At 51.0% G+C, this 17,612-nt stretch carries 12 protein-coding genes and 1 pseudogene; 9 read left to right on the top strand and 4 right to left on the bottom strand.

What is annotated here, in order from left to right; translation table 11 throughout:
• Positions 1-145: 145 nt before the first annotated feature.
• On the top strand, positions 146-1,264 hold the full coding sequence (locus Enr17x_RS08065; RefSeq protein ID WP_145307617.1) for a prenyltransferase/squalene oxidase repeat-containing protein: 1,119 nt from the start codon (positions 146-148) through the stop codon (positions 1,262-1,264).
• Here Enr17x_RS08065 and Enr17x_RS08060 read toward each other — a convergent pair whose 3' ends face one another.
• The 3 genes from Enr17x_RS08060 to Enr17x_RS08050 are packed head-to-tail and all read right to left on the bottom strand — an operon-like array spanning position 1,265 to position 6,733.
• Entirely contained in the window at positions 1,265-2,197 is a 933-nt protein-coding gene (locus Enr17x_RS08060) for an alpha/beta hydrolase (protein ID WP_145307615.1), read from the bottom strand.
• Complete coding sequence (locus tag Enr17x_RS08055) at positions 2,194-3,651, bottom strand: DUF1501 domain-containing protein (RefSeq protein ID WP_145307613.1); 1,458 nt, start codon at positions 3,649-3,651, stop codon at positions 2,194-2,196. The genes Enr17x_RS08060 and Enr17x_RS08055 overlap by 4 nt, the downstream gene beginning before the upstream one ends.
• On the bottom strand, positions 3,644-6,733 hold the full coding sequence (locus Enr17x_RS08050; protein WP_232100985.1) for a PSD1 and planctomycete cytochrome C domain-containing protein: 3,090 nt from the start codon (positions 6,731-6,733) through the stop codon (positions 3,644-3,646). Before Enr17x_RS08050 ends, Enr17x_RS08055 begins: the two co-directional genes overlap by 8 nt.
• 397 nt (positions 6,734-7,130) lie before the next feature.
• Between Enr17x_RS08050 and Enr17x_RS08045 the strand changes: the two genes are divergently transcribed.
• The 7 genes and pseudogenes from Enr17x_RS08045 (at position 7,131) to Enr17x_RS08020 (ending at position 14,961) form a co-directional block, all read left to right on the top strand.
• A complete protein-coding gene (locus tag Enr17x_RS08045; protein ID WP_145307610.1) occupies positions 7,131-8,090 on the top strand; it encodes a DUF1559 domain-containing protein in 960 nt (319 codons plus the stop codon).
• 87 nt (positions 8,091-8,177) lie between these two features.
• Entirely contained in the window at positions 8,178-8,726 is a 549-nt protein-coding gene (locus Enr17x_RS08040; RefSeq protein ID WP_145307609.1) for a hypothetical protein, read from the top strand.
• Between the two features lie 349 nt (positions 8,727-9,075).
• Positions 9,076-9,210 (top strand): hypothetical protein, encoded by a 135-nt coding sequence (locus Enr17x_RS30235; RefSeq protein WP_261343445.1) that lies wholly within the window; start codon positions 9,076-9,078, stop codon positions 9,208-9,210.
• Positions 9,177-10,436 (top strand): annotated as a pseudogene (locus Enr17x_RS08035) (ABC transporter ATP-binding protein); the annotation flags it as partial. The gene Enr17x_RS30235 and the pseudogene Enr17x_RS08035, both read left to right, overlap by 34 nt.
• Before the next feature lie 316 nt (positions 10,437-10,752).
• Positions 10,753-11,958, top strand: coding sequence for a cytochrome-c peroxidase (locus tag Enr17x_RS08030; protein ID WP_145313950.1), 1,206 nt, complete (start codon positions 10,753-10,755; stop codon positions 11,956-11,958).
• 185 nt (positions 11,959-12,143) lie between these two features.
• Positions 12,144-12,860 carry a ZIP family metal transporter gene (locus Enr17x_RS08025; RefSeq protein WP_145307607.1) on the top strand — a complete coding sequence of 239 codons (717 nt, stop codon included), beginning with the start codon at positions 12,144-12,146 and terminating at the stop codon, positions 12,858-12,860.
• 286 nt (positions 12,861-13,146) lie between these two features.
• Positions 13,147-14,961 (top strand): heavy metal translocating P-type ATPase, encoded by a 1,815-nt coding sequence (locus Enr17x_RS08020; RefSeq protein WP_145313949.1) that lies wholly within the window; start codon positions 13,147-13,149, stop codon positions 14,959-14,961.
• A gap of 23 nt (positions 14,962-14,984) precedes the next feature.
• Here the strand turns inward: Enr17x_RS08020 and Enr17x_RS08015 are convergent, their stop codons facing one another.
• Positions 14,985-16,088 (bottom strand): DUF2920 family protein, encoded by a 1,104-nt coding sequence (locus Enr17x_RS08015; protein WP_145307605.1) that lies wholly within the window; start codon positions 16,086-16,088, stop codon positions 14,985-14,987.
• Between the two features lie 107 nt (positions 16,089-16,195).
• On the opposite strand from Enr17x_RS08015, the gene Enr17x_RS08010 reads away from it, so the two are divergent.
• Positions 16,196-17,323: a serine hydrolase domain-containing protein gene (locus tag Enr17x_RS08010; protein ID WP_145307603.1), complete on the top strand. Its 1,128-nt coding sequence runs from the start codon at positions 16,196-16,198 to the stop codon at positions 17,321-17,323.
• Positions 17,324-17,612: the final 289 nt, after the last annotated feature.

Raw genomic sequence — 17,612 nt, 5'->3', positions numbered from 1 at the left:
TTTTTCAACCACAGTTTCGAAAACGACAGACGTTCCCTGCAAGAACCTCTTGAAATTGCGCCGTTCCGCGGCTGCAACAAAAATGGAACATGTTTTGCGGCTTCTGAGTCGAGAACAATCCCCTCAATTAAAGGAGCGTCCATCGATGTGCTGTTTTCTGCGTCTCATGTTAATCGGATTCGTCTGCTGGAATTCTTCACTCGTCTTTGCTGCAGGACCGAAACCGGCAAAGCTCAAAGCATCGCGTGATAAAGCCATCACGTTTCTGAAAAACTCCCAAAACGAAGATGGCACCTGGACCTTCAATGAAGCCGCCGGCATCTCGGCACTGGTCACCTCTGCTCTGATCGAATCGGGAGTTCCCGTCACGGACCCTACGGTCGAAAAGGCATTAAAGAAACTGGTATCCTTCTGTCAGGAAGACGGCCGCATCTGCTCGGCCGGCAGCCAACACTCGGGCTACGAAACCGCGGTCGCATTGATGGCGCTCCAAGATGCGAACCAATCAGGTAAATACACGCCGCAGATCAAAAAAGCGGAACAGTTTCTGCGTGGACTGCAGTTCGACGAATCGAAAGATGTGAAACCGAGCGATCTCGAATATGGCGGCGTCGGTTACGGCCCTGGTAAAAGCCGCCCCGACCTGTCCAATACGGTATTCATGATGGAAGCCTTGAAAGCCGCCGGCGCGAAATCGGATGATCCCGCGATTCAGAAAGCACTCACCTTTGTCTCACGCTGTCAAAACCTAGAAAGCGAATATAATACGTCGCCCGCAGCAGCAAAGGTGAACGATGGCGGCTTCTATTACAACGTCTCAGCCGGTGGTGCTTCTCCCGCAGGAAAAACCAAAGAAGAAGGACTGCGTTCTTATGGCAGTATGACGTACGCGGGTCTGAAAAGTATGATCTACGCGGGACTCACTCCCAAAGATCCACGCGTCAAAGCAGCCATTGACTGGATTCAGAAAAACTACACCGTGCAGAACAATCCCGGCATGGGCGACAACGGTCTGTACTACTATTACCAGCTCTTCTCCAAAGCCCTCGCGACATTGAACCGACCCGAGGTCAAAGACATCAAGGGGGAAGAACATGACTGGCGCAAAGAACTCGCCGACCATCTCTTTTCTCTGCAGCAGGAAAACGGCAGTTGGGTGAATTCGAAATCGAATCGCTGGTTTGAAGGCGACCCGAATCTGGTCACCGCCTATACCTTGTTGGCACTCAAACATTGTGAGCTGCCCAAACCGGTCGCCGATTGATCATTTCTTAGCAGAAGTCAACGACCGCTGACGGAGCCAGTCTTCTGCGCGGTCGGTCCAGGTATCGACGTCGGAATTTTCAACGGGGCGCATGCCGTAGCCGTGTCCGCCCGTTTCATAGATGTGCAACTCGCTGCCGACGCCATTTTTCTTGAGTGCCGTATAAAACAAAATACTGCTGAGAGGCGTGGCACCATCATTGTGAGCATGCACCAGAAACGTGGGCGGCGTCGACTTTGAAACCGTGAAGACTTCATTCAAGTCACCCGTTTTGTCGTCAACCAATCGCCAGGGATAAACCAGCAGACTGAAATCGGGACGACAGGAGACTTTGTCCGTCGCATCAGTCGGCTTGTAAGACCGTTCATCAAATCGGGTGGTGACCAAGGCAGCCGCCTGCCCTCCTGCGGAAAACCCAATCACGCCAATTCGATCCGGTTTGACGCCCCACTCAGAAGCCCGCTGGCGAACCAGACTCAACGCACGCTGGCCATCCTGCAGAGGTCGTTCCGATGCAGGAGATAACTGAGCATTCTTCTGCGTCGAAGGAGATTTCTGTTTCGTACGATAATGCACGACAAACGCGGTAATCCCCAACTCATTCAACCATTCGGCGGCTTCCGATCCTTCTTTATCTGTCACAACATAGTTGTATCCGCCGCCGGGAAAAATCAAAACCGCGGCACCATTTCGTTTGTCAGCAGGCGGTTGAAAGACCTGCAACTGCGGACGTGTGATGTCTTTCACGCGTGTCGCCGGTGGATTTTCATTGGCACGTCGGGCCAGTTTCGTGCCTGTATGACGTGTTGTTTCCCCGGGTGCTGCACCCGACCAAATATCGATCACCGCATCCGGCTCGCGTGCATCGACACTGGAAAACAGGCTCGCACACATCCCTATAATCAAAAACGCCATGACAGTGAACCGTCTCATGCTAATATTTCCTTGATGATGTTCGACGGTTCGACTCCCGTCAGTTTGAAGTCAAGTCCCTGATGTCGAAATGTAAAACGCTCATGGTCGATGCCCAATAGATGCAGTACCGTTGCATGCAGATCGCGGACATTCACCGGATTTTCGGCCACGTTATAACTGAACTCATCGGTGGCACCATACGTCATGCCCGACTTGACGCCGCCCCCTGCCAACCAGGTGGTGAAGCAGCGTGGATGATGATCGCGGCCCCCTTCGGGACTGTCCCACTTTCCTTGACCGGCGACGCCGCGACCAAACTCGCCGCCCCAGATCACCAGCGTCTCGTCCAGTAAGCCCCGTTGTTTGAGATCTTTCACCAGCGCGGCACTCGCTTGATCGGTATCGCGACAACGGGCGACACACCACGAACCCAGACGGCTGTGATGATCCCAGTCGGGATGAAATAACTGCACGAACCGCACACCGCGTTCAATCAAGCGTCGCGCCAAAACACAGTTGGCTGCATAACTGCCGGGCCGCCGTGAATCGGGGCCATACAGTTCGAACGTGGATTCCGGCTCATCGCTCAGATCATTCAACTCGGGAATACTGGATTGCATCCGCCAGGACATCTCATATTGTCGAATGCGTGTTTCGATTTCCGGGTCACCTGTTTTTTCGAGACGCATCTGATTCAGTTCGGCGATGCCATTCAGCATGCCCCGTCTCACATTACGGGGCAGTCCGTCCGGGTCGCGCAGATATAACACGGGCTCTTTCGCGTTTCGCAACTTCACACCCTGATAACGCGAGGGCAAAAAACCGCTCCCCCAGTAATGATCATAAAGCGGCTGATCGCTGGGTCGCTTCATTTTGGAAATCAACACCAGATAATCAGGTAGATTACGGTTCTCGCTGCCCAGTCCGTAACTCGACCAGGCACCAATCGACGGTCGCCCCGGCAGTTGATGGCCCGTCAGATATTTGGTCATCGCCGGGGCATGATTGATTTGATCGGTGACCATCGATTTAATAAAGCAGAGTTCATCAGCCACTTCCCCATGATAAGGTAACCATTCCCCAAGTGTCGCACCGCTCTCGCCATAGCGTTTGAATTTGGTTCGCGACGGCATGATCAACTGCTTCTGATTGGCGGTCATCGTGGTCAATCGTTGTCCGCCACGCACACTATCCGGCAGTTCCTTGCCGGCCCACTTCATTAAACCCGGTTTATCATCGAAGAGTTCAATCTGCGAAGGACCACCCGACTGCGTGAGAAAAATGACGTTCTTGGCGCGAGGCGGTTTGTGAGGTAAATCCGGAAGACCGATCGCCTTCGGTTTCTCTGACTCGGCACGAAGCGTGCTTTCCAACAGGCCCAGCGCCATCGCACCTAAGCCCACGCCGGCACCGCGTCCCAGAAAATAACGGCGGGATATTTCGAATGCACGTTGTTGGATTTGCTCATTCATGGGTGATTGCCTCATCTAGATTGAAGACCATGCTGGCGATGATCATATAGGCGGCAAGTTCGTCCGGTGGGACTTTATTTTTATTCGGTGGTTGTCCGACATCAAGCAGGTTGAACGCGTCCTCGGGCTGTTTTCGATAATGGGCATGTGCCATCTGTAGCTCCCGCTCCAGTACCGCGCCTTCCCGCTTACTTAACGAACGGGATAAAATTCGACGTGCCAGCAGATCCATTCGATCTGGTACGGCTGTTTTCTGTTGAATCGCCGTGCGTGCCAGTTCGCGGGAGGCTTCCAGAATCGTCAAATCATTGAGCAGTGTCAGCGCCTGTAAAGGCGTATTCGTGCGTCGCGGTTTGACTTCACACACGCGTCGTTGTGCACTGTCAAACAAAAATGTCGGCGCACTCGAACGTCGCCAGAATGCATACAGGCTCCGTCGATACTGGGCCGCCCCCTGGCTCGGTTCATAACGAAAACGGCCCATAAACATTTCGGCCCAGACTCCCGCCGGCTGATACGGCATCACCGGAGGACCTCCCAGAGCCGGATTGAGTAAACCACTCGCCTGCAGTGCTGCATCGTGAATCATCCAACTGGGTAAACGAAATCGCGGGCCGCGGGCCAGTAAGCGGTTTTCCGGATCGCGGGCCAACAATGCTTTTGAGACCTCGCTGTGCTGTTGATACGTTTGACTGGTCACAATTAAACGTTGAATGTGCTGCAGGTCCCAGTCATGCTCCATGAGTTCGACGGCCAGCCAGTCGATGACGTCCGGGTGCGTGGGGCGTTCTCCCTGCAGACCAAAGTCGCCCGGCGTGCGGACCAGCCCTTCACCAAAACACATCTGCCACAAATGATTGACGACCACGCGCGCTGTGAGCGGGTTCTTTTCGGAAACCAGCCATCGTGCCAGATCGAGACGATCTTTTGTTTTTTCTTTCGGTAATGGGAAAATCGCTTCAGGAACCGAACGGGAGACTTCGGTACCATGCTTATCCCAGACTCCCCGTTCCAAGACAAACGTTTTGCGGGGCTCTTTTCGCTCGGATAAAACCATCACGGATAATTCCCCGGCCGCCTTTTTGACTTGAGCCAGTTGTGAGTTCGCACGATCCAGTTCTGCTTTGCGTTTCTGATAAGCACTGTGATCGACGAGAAACTGATCCAGCAGTCGTTTTCTCAGCTTCGGATCAACTTGGGATGTCTCACTCACTTTGGTTTTTGCGAGTGCTTCCAGAGGCATCGGGTCGAGTGACCGCACCGCTTGTCCCGGCTGGTCCGTCAGCATCACGCGAAATCGTCCTATGTTCGCGTTCCCTTCGGTCGAACGATGTAACATCACGAAGATCAACTCTTCCTGATCGTCCAGAACCAGAGGTTCCGCTAACGCGAAAACAGCGGTATGTTTTTGCTTCGGATCGTGTGTTTCAGTGGTCCAGCCGTTACGGGGATCGTCGTCGAGTGTGTCCTTAATTTTTCCGTAGTTACGGCCTTTGGCTGTTTTCTCGACATCCGCGACTGCGGTCGCGAATTCAATGTCTCGCAACTGGGAACTCCCCTGACGGCGTACCTGAAGTTTCACGTCGGTTAGAATAAATTCCCCATTTGCGCCCCGGCTCAACTTGCCCTCCGTATGCGAAGCATGTGGAAAGACTTCCAGCCGGATACCAGTTACTCGCGGTAACTTCGTGGCTACCGTCAGACGATAATCATCCTGTCGCGGCTTCGGTCCACTGCTTTGTATGATGCCGTCGGCTTCCTGTTTCAGAATGGTTCCTTCTACGGAATTCAGAGACCTGATCTGCGGCTGATGCCAGGCGTTGAATCCTTTTTGAACCGCCTGCAGTTGCTCGGCCAACCATGGTTCAAATTCCTGCTCGGCCTGTTTGCGGGCCTGTGCTTCTAAAGGCCGCCGTTCGTCGACCACCTGTTGTGCTTCCTCGATGGCACGTTGCACCAGTGGCGATTTATATTTGAGATACGGCTTCGCACCGCGGCCCGCTTTGCCATCTTCATCAATACTATTGAAGAACGCGAACAGACTGTAATAGTCGGCCTGTGAAATCGGATCGAATTTATGCGAATGACACTGGCAGCAGCCAAGCGTCAATCCCAGCCAGACGGTTCCCGTGGTGTTGACCCGGTCGATCACATAATCAATACGCGATTCTTCCGGATCGCGGCCCCCTTCTCCATTGGTCATGTGATTACGATGAAAGCAGGTCGCCAGTTTTTGTGCCGGCGTCGCATTCGGCAACAAGTCGCCTGCGAATTGTTCGATGGTAAACTGATCGAAGGGTTTGTTCTCATTGAACGACTGAACGACCCAGTCCCGCCAAGGCCAGTTCGTACGTGTGGAATCCTGTTGAAATCCGTCCGTGTCAGAATAACGGGCGAGATCCAGCCACCACATCGCCATTCGCTCGCCATAGTGCTTGGACTTTAATAATCGATCAACGACTTTTGCATACGCATCGGGAGACGAATCGTTCACAAACGCGTCAACTTCCTCGGGCGTCGGCGGCAGACCAGTCAGATCAAATGAGACGCGCCGGATCAGTGTCTGCTTTGTGGTGACCGATGAAAGTGATAAACCTGCTTCCGCCAGCTTGTGTTGAACAAGTACATCAATCGGATTCTGTTGTTGTTCTTGTGGATTGAATTCTGCTTTCGCCGGTGGCTCAAAGGACCAGTGCCTGCCCCACTTCGCACCTTCAGCAATCCATTGTCGGATCAGTTCTGTCTGCTTCTTTGTCAGTGGCTTACGGTGCGAATCGGGGGGCGGCATTAATAAATCGTCATCGCCGGTGGTAATCCGGGTCAGTAACTCACTTGCTGACGGTTTTCCTGGAACAAGGGGCACAGTTCCATCCCGATCGGCAGTGGCCGCTTCACGTAGATCAAGCCGCAGGTCGGCTTCTCGATGATCGGGATCAGGGCCGTGGCAGTGAAAGCAGCGATCTGAAAGAATCGGCAGGATCTCGCGACTGAAGTTCACCTCACCCGCCGCGCAGACGCTCCCCGGCAATAATACCGCAATATTTATGACGATCAGCTTGCAATAATCAGGCGTGAAATTCAAAACAGGCCTTCATTCGGGGCAGGAATCAAAACGGAAGGAAAATACATTATCCTATCTAAATTCATGGTACTTTCGACAATACCTCAGGTCCAGACATACCAGTAAAACGAATCCACTCATTCACAACTCGAATGTTTAAAATTTTGAAATTGAGGGTTTTTATTCTTAAATAAAGATTACTTGGAAATTAAGTCTTTTTTTAAACAAACAGACATGGTTTTCGTATCATTCAGCATAGAAACCATGTCATTTTGTATAAAAAACATTGACATACAGATTTACACAATTACTATTTATTAATCATCTTAACTTAATAAGCCTTCAGTCTAAAACTTATTTTAAGACGCTCACTAATTCCATATTTCCAAATATTCGTTTTATTTAAGGAAATGAGATCATGAGCAGATATTTCAGACGAAAAGCTTTTACCCTGATTGAGTTGTTAGTTGTTATCGCGATCATTGCTGTGTTGATTGCCCTGCTTTTACCGGCCGTCCAGCAAGCCCGGGAAGCAGCCCGGCGTTCTCAGTGTAAGAACAATCTAAAACAACTGGGACTCGCGTTCCACAACTACCACGACACGTTTTCATCATTTCCCAACGGAAGCCATCCAACGCCCGATTATTCCGGCGGCGGATATCATATGGGCTGGGCTCCAAAGATCTTCCCTTATATTGATGAAGCCTCCCGCATCAATGCCATGGAAGGTTTTGACCCTAATCCGATCTCTCGCCTCGCTCCCTGGCGAATTGACACGGCGCCCCATAACGGGACAAGTGAAATTTGGGGCCCCATTCCAGTTCTTGCCTGTCCTTCCTCTGCTTTGGGTAACCGCTCTCCGGACATCGTGAATTCCACATTGCCTTGGATTGTCGGTCACGGTGCGCTGCATTACCGGGGAGTTAATGGTCGTATTGAAGACGTCACCAATCCTTCAGACAGCAATAATTATCGATGGGCCAATACTGGAATCATGTACCCCCATAGTAAGACAAGATTTCGCGACATCGTCGATGGATCCACGAATACCATTCTGTTGGGCGAATCATCTTCTTCGCATGGCTGGTCTGCCTCTATGAAAGCGGGATGGGGTGGTATCCAGCCCTGGACCTGGGGCATGTACTGGTATACCAACACACGGCGGCTCACGCTAGATAGTAAAAACATTCAGTTCCCGATCAACTATCGAGGAGATTTTGGTACCAACCATACTCCTTTCACCAGTTTTCATGTTGGGGGAGCTCACTTCATGATGGCCGATGGTTCGGTCCACTTCATTAGTGAGAATATCGATCTGGGGCTTTTCAAATCGCTGGGAACGCGTGCCGGTGGAGAAGTACTGGGCGAATGGAACTAAAGCTTCTGTTTCATTCAATCCAAGGGCGCAGAAAAAGAGAGTTTGAGTCTTAAAGGACTCAGCTCTCTTTACTGCAGACATCGTTTGATGAATGTAGCAGCCCCCGCTTCGCTTCTCATTCTTCCACACAGTAAAGGGACTCTGATGATCTATAACCTACCACCTGCCTGTCTCAGGTTGTTCAAACAGACAAACATGCTACTGCTCTTACTTTGCATCCTACCGTTAACAATGTCTGGCTGTGGAGATGGCCGACCGGCACGTGCGACGGTAACCGGAAATGTCAGCTACAACGGAAAACCATTAAGTATCGGTTCGCTTGTATTTATACCCATCGGCGGAGGTCCCCCGGCTCAGGGAAAAGTCAACCGTGATGGAGTGTATGAAATGGGAACATTTGAAGAAACCGATGGGGTGATTCCCGGTGATTACAAAGTAATGATCACCGCACTCACCAGTTCCGGAGGATCGGGATTGCCCGAAGACACGGTCAGTGCGAATGAAGCACCAGTCTCTGTCATCCCGGAATGGTACGGCGATTTAGAAAAATCCGGACTGCAGGTAACAGTGAAAGCAGACGAGGAAAATAAAATCGACTTCCCATTAACTGACGATAAACCGAAAGAATCGAAATAAGAGTGATTCACCAATACCTGCAACACCAGAAAAAACAACTGGTGTTGCAGGAACACAGTTTCTCGAGTCCTGCTTGAATTTTGCTCCCCTCTGCCTGCCTCGCTTCTCGCTTCAATGCCTAACTGTCGACTTCCTGCACAACACGGATCACCACCTGAAATTCAGTCTGAATCGGTGCGTGACGCTCCTCGAGTCGCATTTGCCCGCCCTTACGGATATACTGATCACAGTAGCTTGCTACTGCGGAAGTCCGACTTTCCTTCGCAGTCAGGCTCCTGCTTTATCCCAATCAGTGCCTCTCCAGAAACGGTATCCCATTCAAAATATCGTTAATAACCAAAGATCACCAATGAGTACGAATCCGATCTCCAGTCGCCAGCAATTTGAACAATACAAAGCCGAGTTTCATGAAAAGCACGGCCCTGAACCAGGCAAAAAATTGACACAGCGGGAGCGTTCTTCCTGGGACCGATGGTTTACCTGACACATCGCACCTGGATCAGCCGTATTCGGCCGCAACACCGTAAAATTCGCGCACAGCGCGTCGCCGTTGATGCACTGGCAACCGAATCGTTCGGCGGCATGCGCGTTGTGCGGGCCTTCGGCAGACAGCGTTCTGAAACCAGTCGCGTCTTACGAGGCAATCATCTGATGGGGCGTCAGGAGCTATATGCCTGGTGGTGGTCACGGCTCATTGAAATCGCCTGGGAAACGTTGATCCCCATCGCTTCTGCCTGTCTGCTTTTATATGGCGGCTGGCAAGTTCTGCAGGGAGAGCTGACGCTGGGTGAACTGGTGATGTTTCTGGCATATCTGTTAATGTTGTTGGGCCCTTTGGCGGTCCTCGCACAAAGTGCCGCCCAGTTTCAGAACAGCCTGTCAGGTTTTGACCGTGTGCTGGATCTCTTGGATGAACCACGTGAGATGGAATTGTCTACCGCAAAAAATATCAGCAAATCAGAAATCACGGGGCGAATTACGTTCGAAAATGTCGGCTTCCAGTACCCGGGTTCTGAACAGTTTGCTTTAGAGGAAGTCTCACTAGATGTCGAACCGGGCGAAACCATTGCCCTCGTCGGCCCCAGCGGTGCGGGTAAAACCACCTTCTGCAATCTTGTCGCACGTTTTTATGATCCCACATCGGGCCGCGTTTTGCTGGATGGTCGTGATTTACGCGAGCTGGATGTCGAAAGCTATCGCAATCACATCGGCGTGGTCGAACAGGATGTCTTTCTATTCGATGGCAGTGTGGCTGATAATATCGGCTATGGAAATCGGCATGCGTCGCTCGCAGAAATTCAACACGCGGCGGAAATTGCCAATGCCGATGAATTTATCAAAGTTCTCCCCGACGGCTACCAAACGATCATTGGTGAGCGGGGTGTGAAATTGAGTGGCGGACAACGGCAACGGCTGGCCATTGCCCGGGCCATTCTGGCAGATCCACGCATATTAATTCTTGATGAAGCTACGAGTAATCTAGATACGGAAAGTGAACGACTAATTCAAGACAGCCTGACGACTTTAATGCAGGGGCGCACCTGTTTTGTTATCGCACACCGATTAAGTACGATTACCCACGCCAACCGGATTGTCGTGTTCGAAGCAGGTCGTATCACAGAGACGGGAACTCATGACGCATTGATGGCAGCGGGTGGCAAATACCACGAAATGGTGCTACTGCAAACCAGTCCTGCTGAAGTCAGTTGAACGACTACGTCAGCCAAGTGCACATTCGTTTTCCATTTATGCTTCACGATCATGACATTTCGAAATTGAAAAGCCTCCATCGCATGTTTACAATTTGATGTATCAGTCCTTCCTTAAAATTGTTCAACGGTTCATGTATGCCGGACCCCTGTTGAATCACACCTTGTTCTGAATGCTCAGAACGCCTGTTAAATCAAAATTTTGTATTATCACTAAAAGACAAAGTTCGGGAACCTCCCGAAAAGGAAACAGCAGTATGAATGTATTGAAACATGGCCGTAGCTCCCTGCTTCTGAAGCTCAGCATCACATGTGGAATGGTGTTCGCGACCGTCCAGACTCAGACGATTTCTCACGCCGCCGAGAAGAATGCTTCCGCCCAAAAATCGAACAAAGTACTATTGGGTACCCCTGAGCTAACTTCCGGTATTCCTGGTAAAGGCCCCCTTACCAAAAAAGAAATCAAAGAATGGCTCAGCAAGCCGGAAAATCATGAGATCCTGGAAGTCACTCTCCCGCTCGGCTTGAGTGCCGGTGCCGCCCAGATGGTAGGTCTCAAAGAGAATCCCCTCACCCGCGCCAAAGTCGAACTGGGACGCCAGCTTTATTTCGATACGCGACTCTCATCCGACAATACCATCAGTTGTGCCAGTTGCCACCATCCTGATGAAGGTTACGGACGACATACACAGTTTGGCATCGGTGTACGAGATCAGGAAGGGGGCCGCAACTCTCCCATCAGCTATAACCGTATTTTAAGCGGCCCTCAATTCTGGGACGGCCGCGCCGCTACTCTGGAAGAACAAGCTGTCGGGCCAATCGAGAACCCCATTGAAATGGCCAATACGCACGAAACTGCGGTTAAAACGATCAAAGGAATTCCCGGCTATCAGATGCAGTTCAAGAAAATTTTCAAGGATGGCATCAATATCGACAACATCGGTAAAGCGATTGCTGCATTCGAGCGCACGCTTGTCACGGGACCTTCGCCGTTTGACTATCAGGAGAAATTAAAACCGTTCCTGAAAATGGACAAAGAAGACCTCGAAGATCTGGCGGACATTTATCAGCCGATTCTGGCACAAACTAAAAAACATCCGATGTCGAAAAGTGCGCTGCGTGGTATGGATTTATTCTTCAGTGAAAAAGTCAACTGCGCCGCCTGCCACTTAGGTCCGAATCTGACAGATGAAAAGTACCATAACCTCGGCGTCGGTATGGATGCGAAAAAACCGGATCTCGGTCGTTTTGAAGTCACCAAGCAGGAAAAAGATAAAGGTGCATTCAAGACCCCCACGATCCGCAATGTGGAATTCAGTGCCCCTTACATGCACGACGGCTCTCAGCAAACCCTGGAAGAAGTCGTCGAACACTACAACAAAGGGGGGACGCCAAACCCTTACCTGAGTGAGAAAGTGAAAAAACTGAATCTTTCCGACCAGGATAAAAAAGACCTGGTGGCATTCATGAAAGCCTGCTCGGGGCCCTTCCCGAAAGTAGAAACCGGACGGCTGCCGCAATAGTCTGTCCCGTTTTTAATTATGACTTTCATAGCCCGGTTTCACGACCGGGCTATTTTTATTTCTGATCACAAATCAGGTCGTTTCTCTGCTGTGCGTTTTCAGAAATACTGTTATCCTCTGACGTATTACACGATTCCAACGTTCTGCTAAACCTCTAGTCTTGAATTTTGTTTTAGGAAACAACATTGACCGGTGTTCTGGAAGTCATAGTGCTGACGACTCTCGCAGGAATTACGATTCCCATTGGTGGGTTTCTCGCGAACATTGAACGGATTCGTCCACGCTGGCTCGAACAGGAATTTCGGCACTCGATCATTGCCTTTGGTGGTGGAGTACTACTGGCTGCTGTTGCCCTGGTACTGGTTCCGGTGGGGATTGAAGAATTAAATCCACTCACCGCCTCTGCTTCCATTCTCTGTGGCGGCGTCTGCTTCATGGCAATTGACCGGATTCTGGCAACACATCGCAACTCTGCTTCACAGCTCATCGCCATGCTGCTGGACTTTGTTCCGGAATCCATGGCTCTGGGCGCTTCTTTCTCTAACGGGGGAGAATCGGTTGGTTTGTTGCTTGCGATTTTAATTGGACTGCAGAACCTCCCGGAAGGGTTTAATGCCTACCGAGAATTAAAAGGGTCTGCAACGATGAACACACATTTGATCCTGCCCGGTTTCTGCCTCTTGGTTTTCCTGGGGCCCCTGGCGGGACTCACCGGATATTATGTACTGTCGCTGATCCCGTTCATGATCGGTTTCATCATGCTCTTCGCATCAGGAGGGATTCTATATCTCACATTTCAGGATATTGCACCGCAGGCCAAACTGGAACATCGCTGGGCCCCTGCATTAGGAGCAGTACTCGGGTTTGTCTTTGGATTAATTGCACAGATGGTGGTCGCATAATTATCGTTTGTCCAACAATCTAAAATCCCCTCTGCCGATAGAGACAATTAGTGCTCCCCTTGGACCATGAAACCGCTATAATAAACTCGTCTCACCAACATCAATCAAACGTAAATCAAATCCGTTGCTGTGTCACATTCGCCGAGTGATTCCGGTAACACGCTCCAATCAAACAGTCTCGGCTTCAAACACAAAAGGAATCAGCGTGTCGAACTCCAATCCGTCGAAACCGGGTTCACCTGTCTGGAAATCTCTTGAAACGTTGATCGCCGTGTTCACGATCATCATGATTGCTGCGCATCTGATCTTGCGTTTTGCATTAGTGACATCAGAAACGGTGCAGAATTTCCCGCTCTGGGCTGTCTTAGCCTTGGGGGGGACGCCGCTGGTCTGGGGGCTGCTGGTTAAAATGTTTCACCGGGAATTTGGCTCGGATCTACTGGCCGGCATTTCCATCGTCGTCTCGATTTTACTCGATGAGTATCTCGCCGGATCGCTGGTTGTGCTGATGCTTTCCGGAGGCGAAGCCCTGGAAGCCTACGCCGTCCGCAGCGCGTCCTCTGTGCTACAGGCGTTGAGTAAACGTATGCCTTCAATCGCCCATCGCAAGATCGATTCTCGCATCGACGATGTTGCCTTAGATCAGATTGCCATCGACGACACGCTGGTCATCTTCCCCCACGAAATCTGTCCCATTGATGGAATCGTGCTGGAAGGTCATGGCGTGATGGATGAATCATATCTGACCGGTGAACCCTATATGATGTCCAAGACCCCCGGATCTCAGGTTCTTTCAGGAGCGATTAACGGCGAATCCGCATTAACGATCCGCGCTGAGAAACTGGCCGTTGATTCGCGCTACGCCAAAATCATGGAGGTCATGCAGACGTCGGAACAACATCGCCCTCGTATGCGACGGATGGCAGACAAACTAGGCGCCTGGTACACGCCGCTTGCTGTTTTAATTGGACTCATCGCCTGGATCATCTCAGGAGATCCCGTCCGTTTTCTGGCTGTGATGGTAGTCGCGACCCCCTGCCCGCTCTTAATTGCAATCCCGGTCGCCATCATCGGCTCGATCTCTCTGGCTGCCCGCAGAGCGATTATTGTACGCGATCCAACTGCACTGGAAACCGCGGACACCTGTCGTACCATCATTTTTGATAAAACAGGCACGCTGACCTATGGAGAGCCGCATCTCACCGAACAGATCTACGCTGAAGGATTTAAGCAGGACGAAGTCCTCTCGCTCGTCGGCAGTATTGAGCGATTTTCCAAACACCCACTGGCACAAGCTATTCTTAATACAGTGCAGGCAGAAAAAACCATCACGCACGAAGCGACTGAAATCAGCGAACCGCCGGGACAAGGGCTTCAGGGAACCGTTAATGGACATTCCATTCAGATTACCAGTCGCAAGAAACTTCTCAAACAGCAGCCGGAAGTCGAAAGCCAACTCCCCGAACAGGCGGGTGGCCTGGAATGTTTGATTCTGATTGACGATTTATATGCGGGCACGTATCGTTTTCGGGATACCCCCCGCACGGATGGCCTCTCTTTTATCAACCATCTCTCACCACAACACCAGATCCAGCGCACGATGCTGGTCTCCGGTGATCGGGAATCGGAAGTAAGGTACCTCGCCGATCAAGTCGGCATCGAAAATGTCTTCTTCAGCCAGAGTCCCGAACAAAAACTGGAAATTGTCAACGAAGAAACGGCGCAGACCAATACAATCTTTGTCGGCGATGGAATCAACGACGCACCCGCTCTCATCGCCGCGACCGTGGGGGTTGCTTTCGGCCAAAACAGCGATGTCACGACGGAAGCAGCCGACGTGATCGTCATGGATAGCTCGCTGCAAAAAATTGACGAATTTCTGCACATCAGTCGTCGCATGCGACGTATCGCTCTGCAAAGTGCGATCGGTGGCATGGGCTTGAGCATGCTGGGGATGCTACTCGCTGCCGCGGGATATTTACCCCCGGTCGCCGGGGCGCTGACTCAGGAAGTCATTGATGTACTGGCTGTGCTGAATGCGTTAAGAGTCGCGATCCCTCCCAAAGCATTGATTGACTTCACACCGGGTTCAACGATTTGATTTCACGCCGCAGGTAGTCAACATCACTTGGATTCAAAACGGACCGTTGGCACGCCGTCTGCATACGAGATCACATAACGCCCATCGGAAGTCGGATAAATCACGTCCTGCTTCAATTCAAAATCGGTGGGAGACGTACGCAGACGAAATTTTTCGCGTCTGGGAATTGCATATTCTCCGCCGTATTTAATCATCATCTTTGTCCGATCGCCGAGCGAGTGACCAATGTTTTTAAAGACGACATTATCAATGTCCGCGGGCGTAACAAATTTCGCTTCGACATCCAGTTGTGCGGCTTTCATATTCTGAACCATCGTTTTTGCATCGGCATAAGGACAAGTGGTATCTCCCGTACCATGAATGACGATGATCTTTGACGCGTGCCCCCGGTCTTTCATTAATTTCAAATGCTCAGGATTCCCGATAAATCGAATCTCCTGTGCGCCCGGTGCCAGATAATTCTTCGAATTTTTGTCCCGACTATAACGGGCATTCAGGCTGCTACCGCCGGGTAAATGAAACGCAATATCATCGGAAAGACGTGGCATGCCGCAGATATCAATCACGCACGTAAAGGTATGCGGCGCAAATTTATTGCACATCAGCGTAACGTTCCCACCCCCCGAACCACCGGTGGAATAGATGCGTTTTGAATTGAACGGGATCTTTTTCTCCTGCAACCCGTGAAATACAAACGACAGCGCCCGCAGCGCATCAATCGCCTGCAGATAACCAAAATCATAGGGAGCCCCCATCTCGGTCTGTGCTTTCCAGGAACCGCTCTGCAGGTAATCGACCGAAATCGCAATCACATTCAGTTCTTTCGTGAGCACCGCCGGATTGCCGGCGCCCGAAGTATTGGTGCCACCCCAGTTATGTAGATTGAGCATCAAACCCGTCTCCGCGTTCACATTTTCCAGTTTGTTACCTGGATAATATATGTAAACCTTCACCGAACGCGGTCCGGGATGAAACGGCCATTCCTGAGTTGAAATCGATACCGTTCCATTCTGATCAGGCAGTTCCGCAGCATCTAAGTCAGTGATCACCAGCACCAGAAAAAAGAACGCCCAAATGGCAATGGATTGTTTCCGCATGAATTCGACCTTGTCTCGTTGAAATCTCATCGGCTCTATGTACCTCTGCCCGATTGCTTGACGAACGCCATCATATCGATCATGGTGAATGGGTTCGCCAGAGTCAACACAGACCGTCTTTTCGAAGGAACTTTACGATGACTTCGCTGCCCCTTGTTAAACCACAGGAAATTGACCTCGATGGAGAACGACTGCAACAGGCAGGAAAATTACTGACAGAATGGACGGATGCGGGAACCATGCCCGGAGCAGCAATTGTTGTCGGCCGCCATGGAAAAATTGTAGAGCCCCAATTCTTCGGTAAACAGGGACCCGAAAAAAATGCAGAACCCGTGCGACGAGACGGCATGTTTCTGCTGGCATCCATTACGAAACCGATTGTCTACATGAGCGCCTTGAAACTGGTCGAACGAGGCGAGTTGGTACTCAGTCTGCCGGTGACGCATTATATTCCCGATTTCGCAGCACACCATAAAGAGTCGATACTCGTGCATCACCTGTTTACACATACTTCAGGGATGCCCGACATGCTGGATAATAATGTCGAACTTCGACAATCATTGGCACCGCTCGACAAGTTTATCCACGGCGCCATCTATGACACCGTGCCGCTGTTCCAACCGGCGGGAACCGGACTCAGCTATCAGAGCATGGGCACACTAATCGTTGCGGAGATCGTCCAGCGTCTTACCAGAAAAACAATCGCCCAACATGTCCGCGACGAAATCATCAAGCCGCTCGGTCTGCAAAGTACCTGGCTGGGACGTGGCGATTTTCCGCGCGAACGACTGGTGCGTGTCGAAACGCCGGAATACCAGATCGGTTCGAATTTCGGCTGGAACAGCAAATACTGGCAGGATCTGGGAGTTCCCTGGGGTGGCATGTTCAGCGCACCGGAAGATATGGCTGTGATCTGCCAGTGCATGCTGAATTATGGAAAAGTGCAAGACGAGCGTCTGCTTTCTCAATCAATGATGGAAATGGCGACCACGAATCGGCTCAACGATTATCCTGACCTGCCCGAACCGATCCGACGATCACAGCCGTGGGGGCTGGGGTGGCGATTGAATCATCCCGGTCAGTCTGGAAGCTGGGGGAATCTGCTCGACCGGAGTGTCTTCGGCCATACAGGAGCGACTGGCACCATGGTCTGGATGGATCGACGCCGTGATGGCTTTGCAATCATCCTGACAACCGCCATTCGCTCAAAAGCCCCCTGGCGCCTGGTACAATTGTCGAATATGATTGCGTCTGCTTTCCAGTAAGCAGCATTCAGAACCAGCGATCAGAAAACCAGTCGATGAACTTCCTGTTAAATTAAAGTCTGTGCGCGCCGCGTTACGATGGAAATGAAGACAGCGCCCCTTTCCATCTCTACTTAGGTAAAATAGTTTATCTGGGTTCTGTCTGTTTGATAGTTTTGTATTCCTGCCCATTTTTTTCTTAATAGAAATTGATCAATTCACATTCACTAATCAGACTATTGCACTATACTACGTATCCAATCAGACTTAGCTGCTCTCTCAGTGCGAAGTAAACCTCTTTGAATATCAG

This window comes from Gimesia fumaroli (assembly GCF_007754425.1).
Classification (GTDB): Bacteria; Planctomycetota; Planctomycetia; order Planctomycetales; family Planctomycetaceae; genus Gimesia; species Gimesia fumaroli.
The sequence above is the reverse complement of the archived record's forward strand: the minus strand, read 5'-3'. Positions and strand labels throughout refer to the sequence as shown.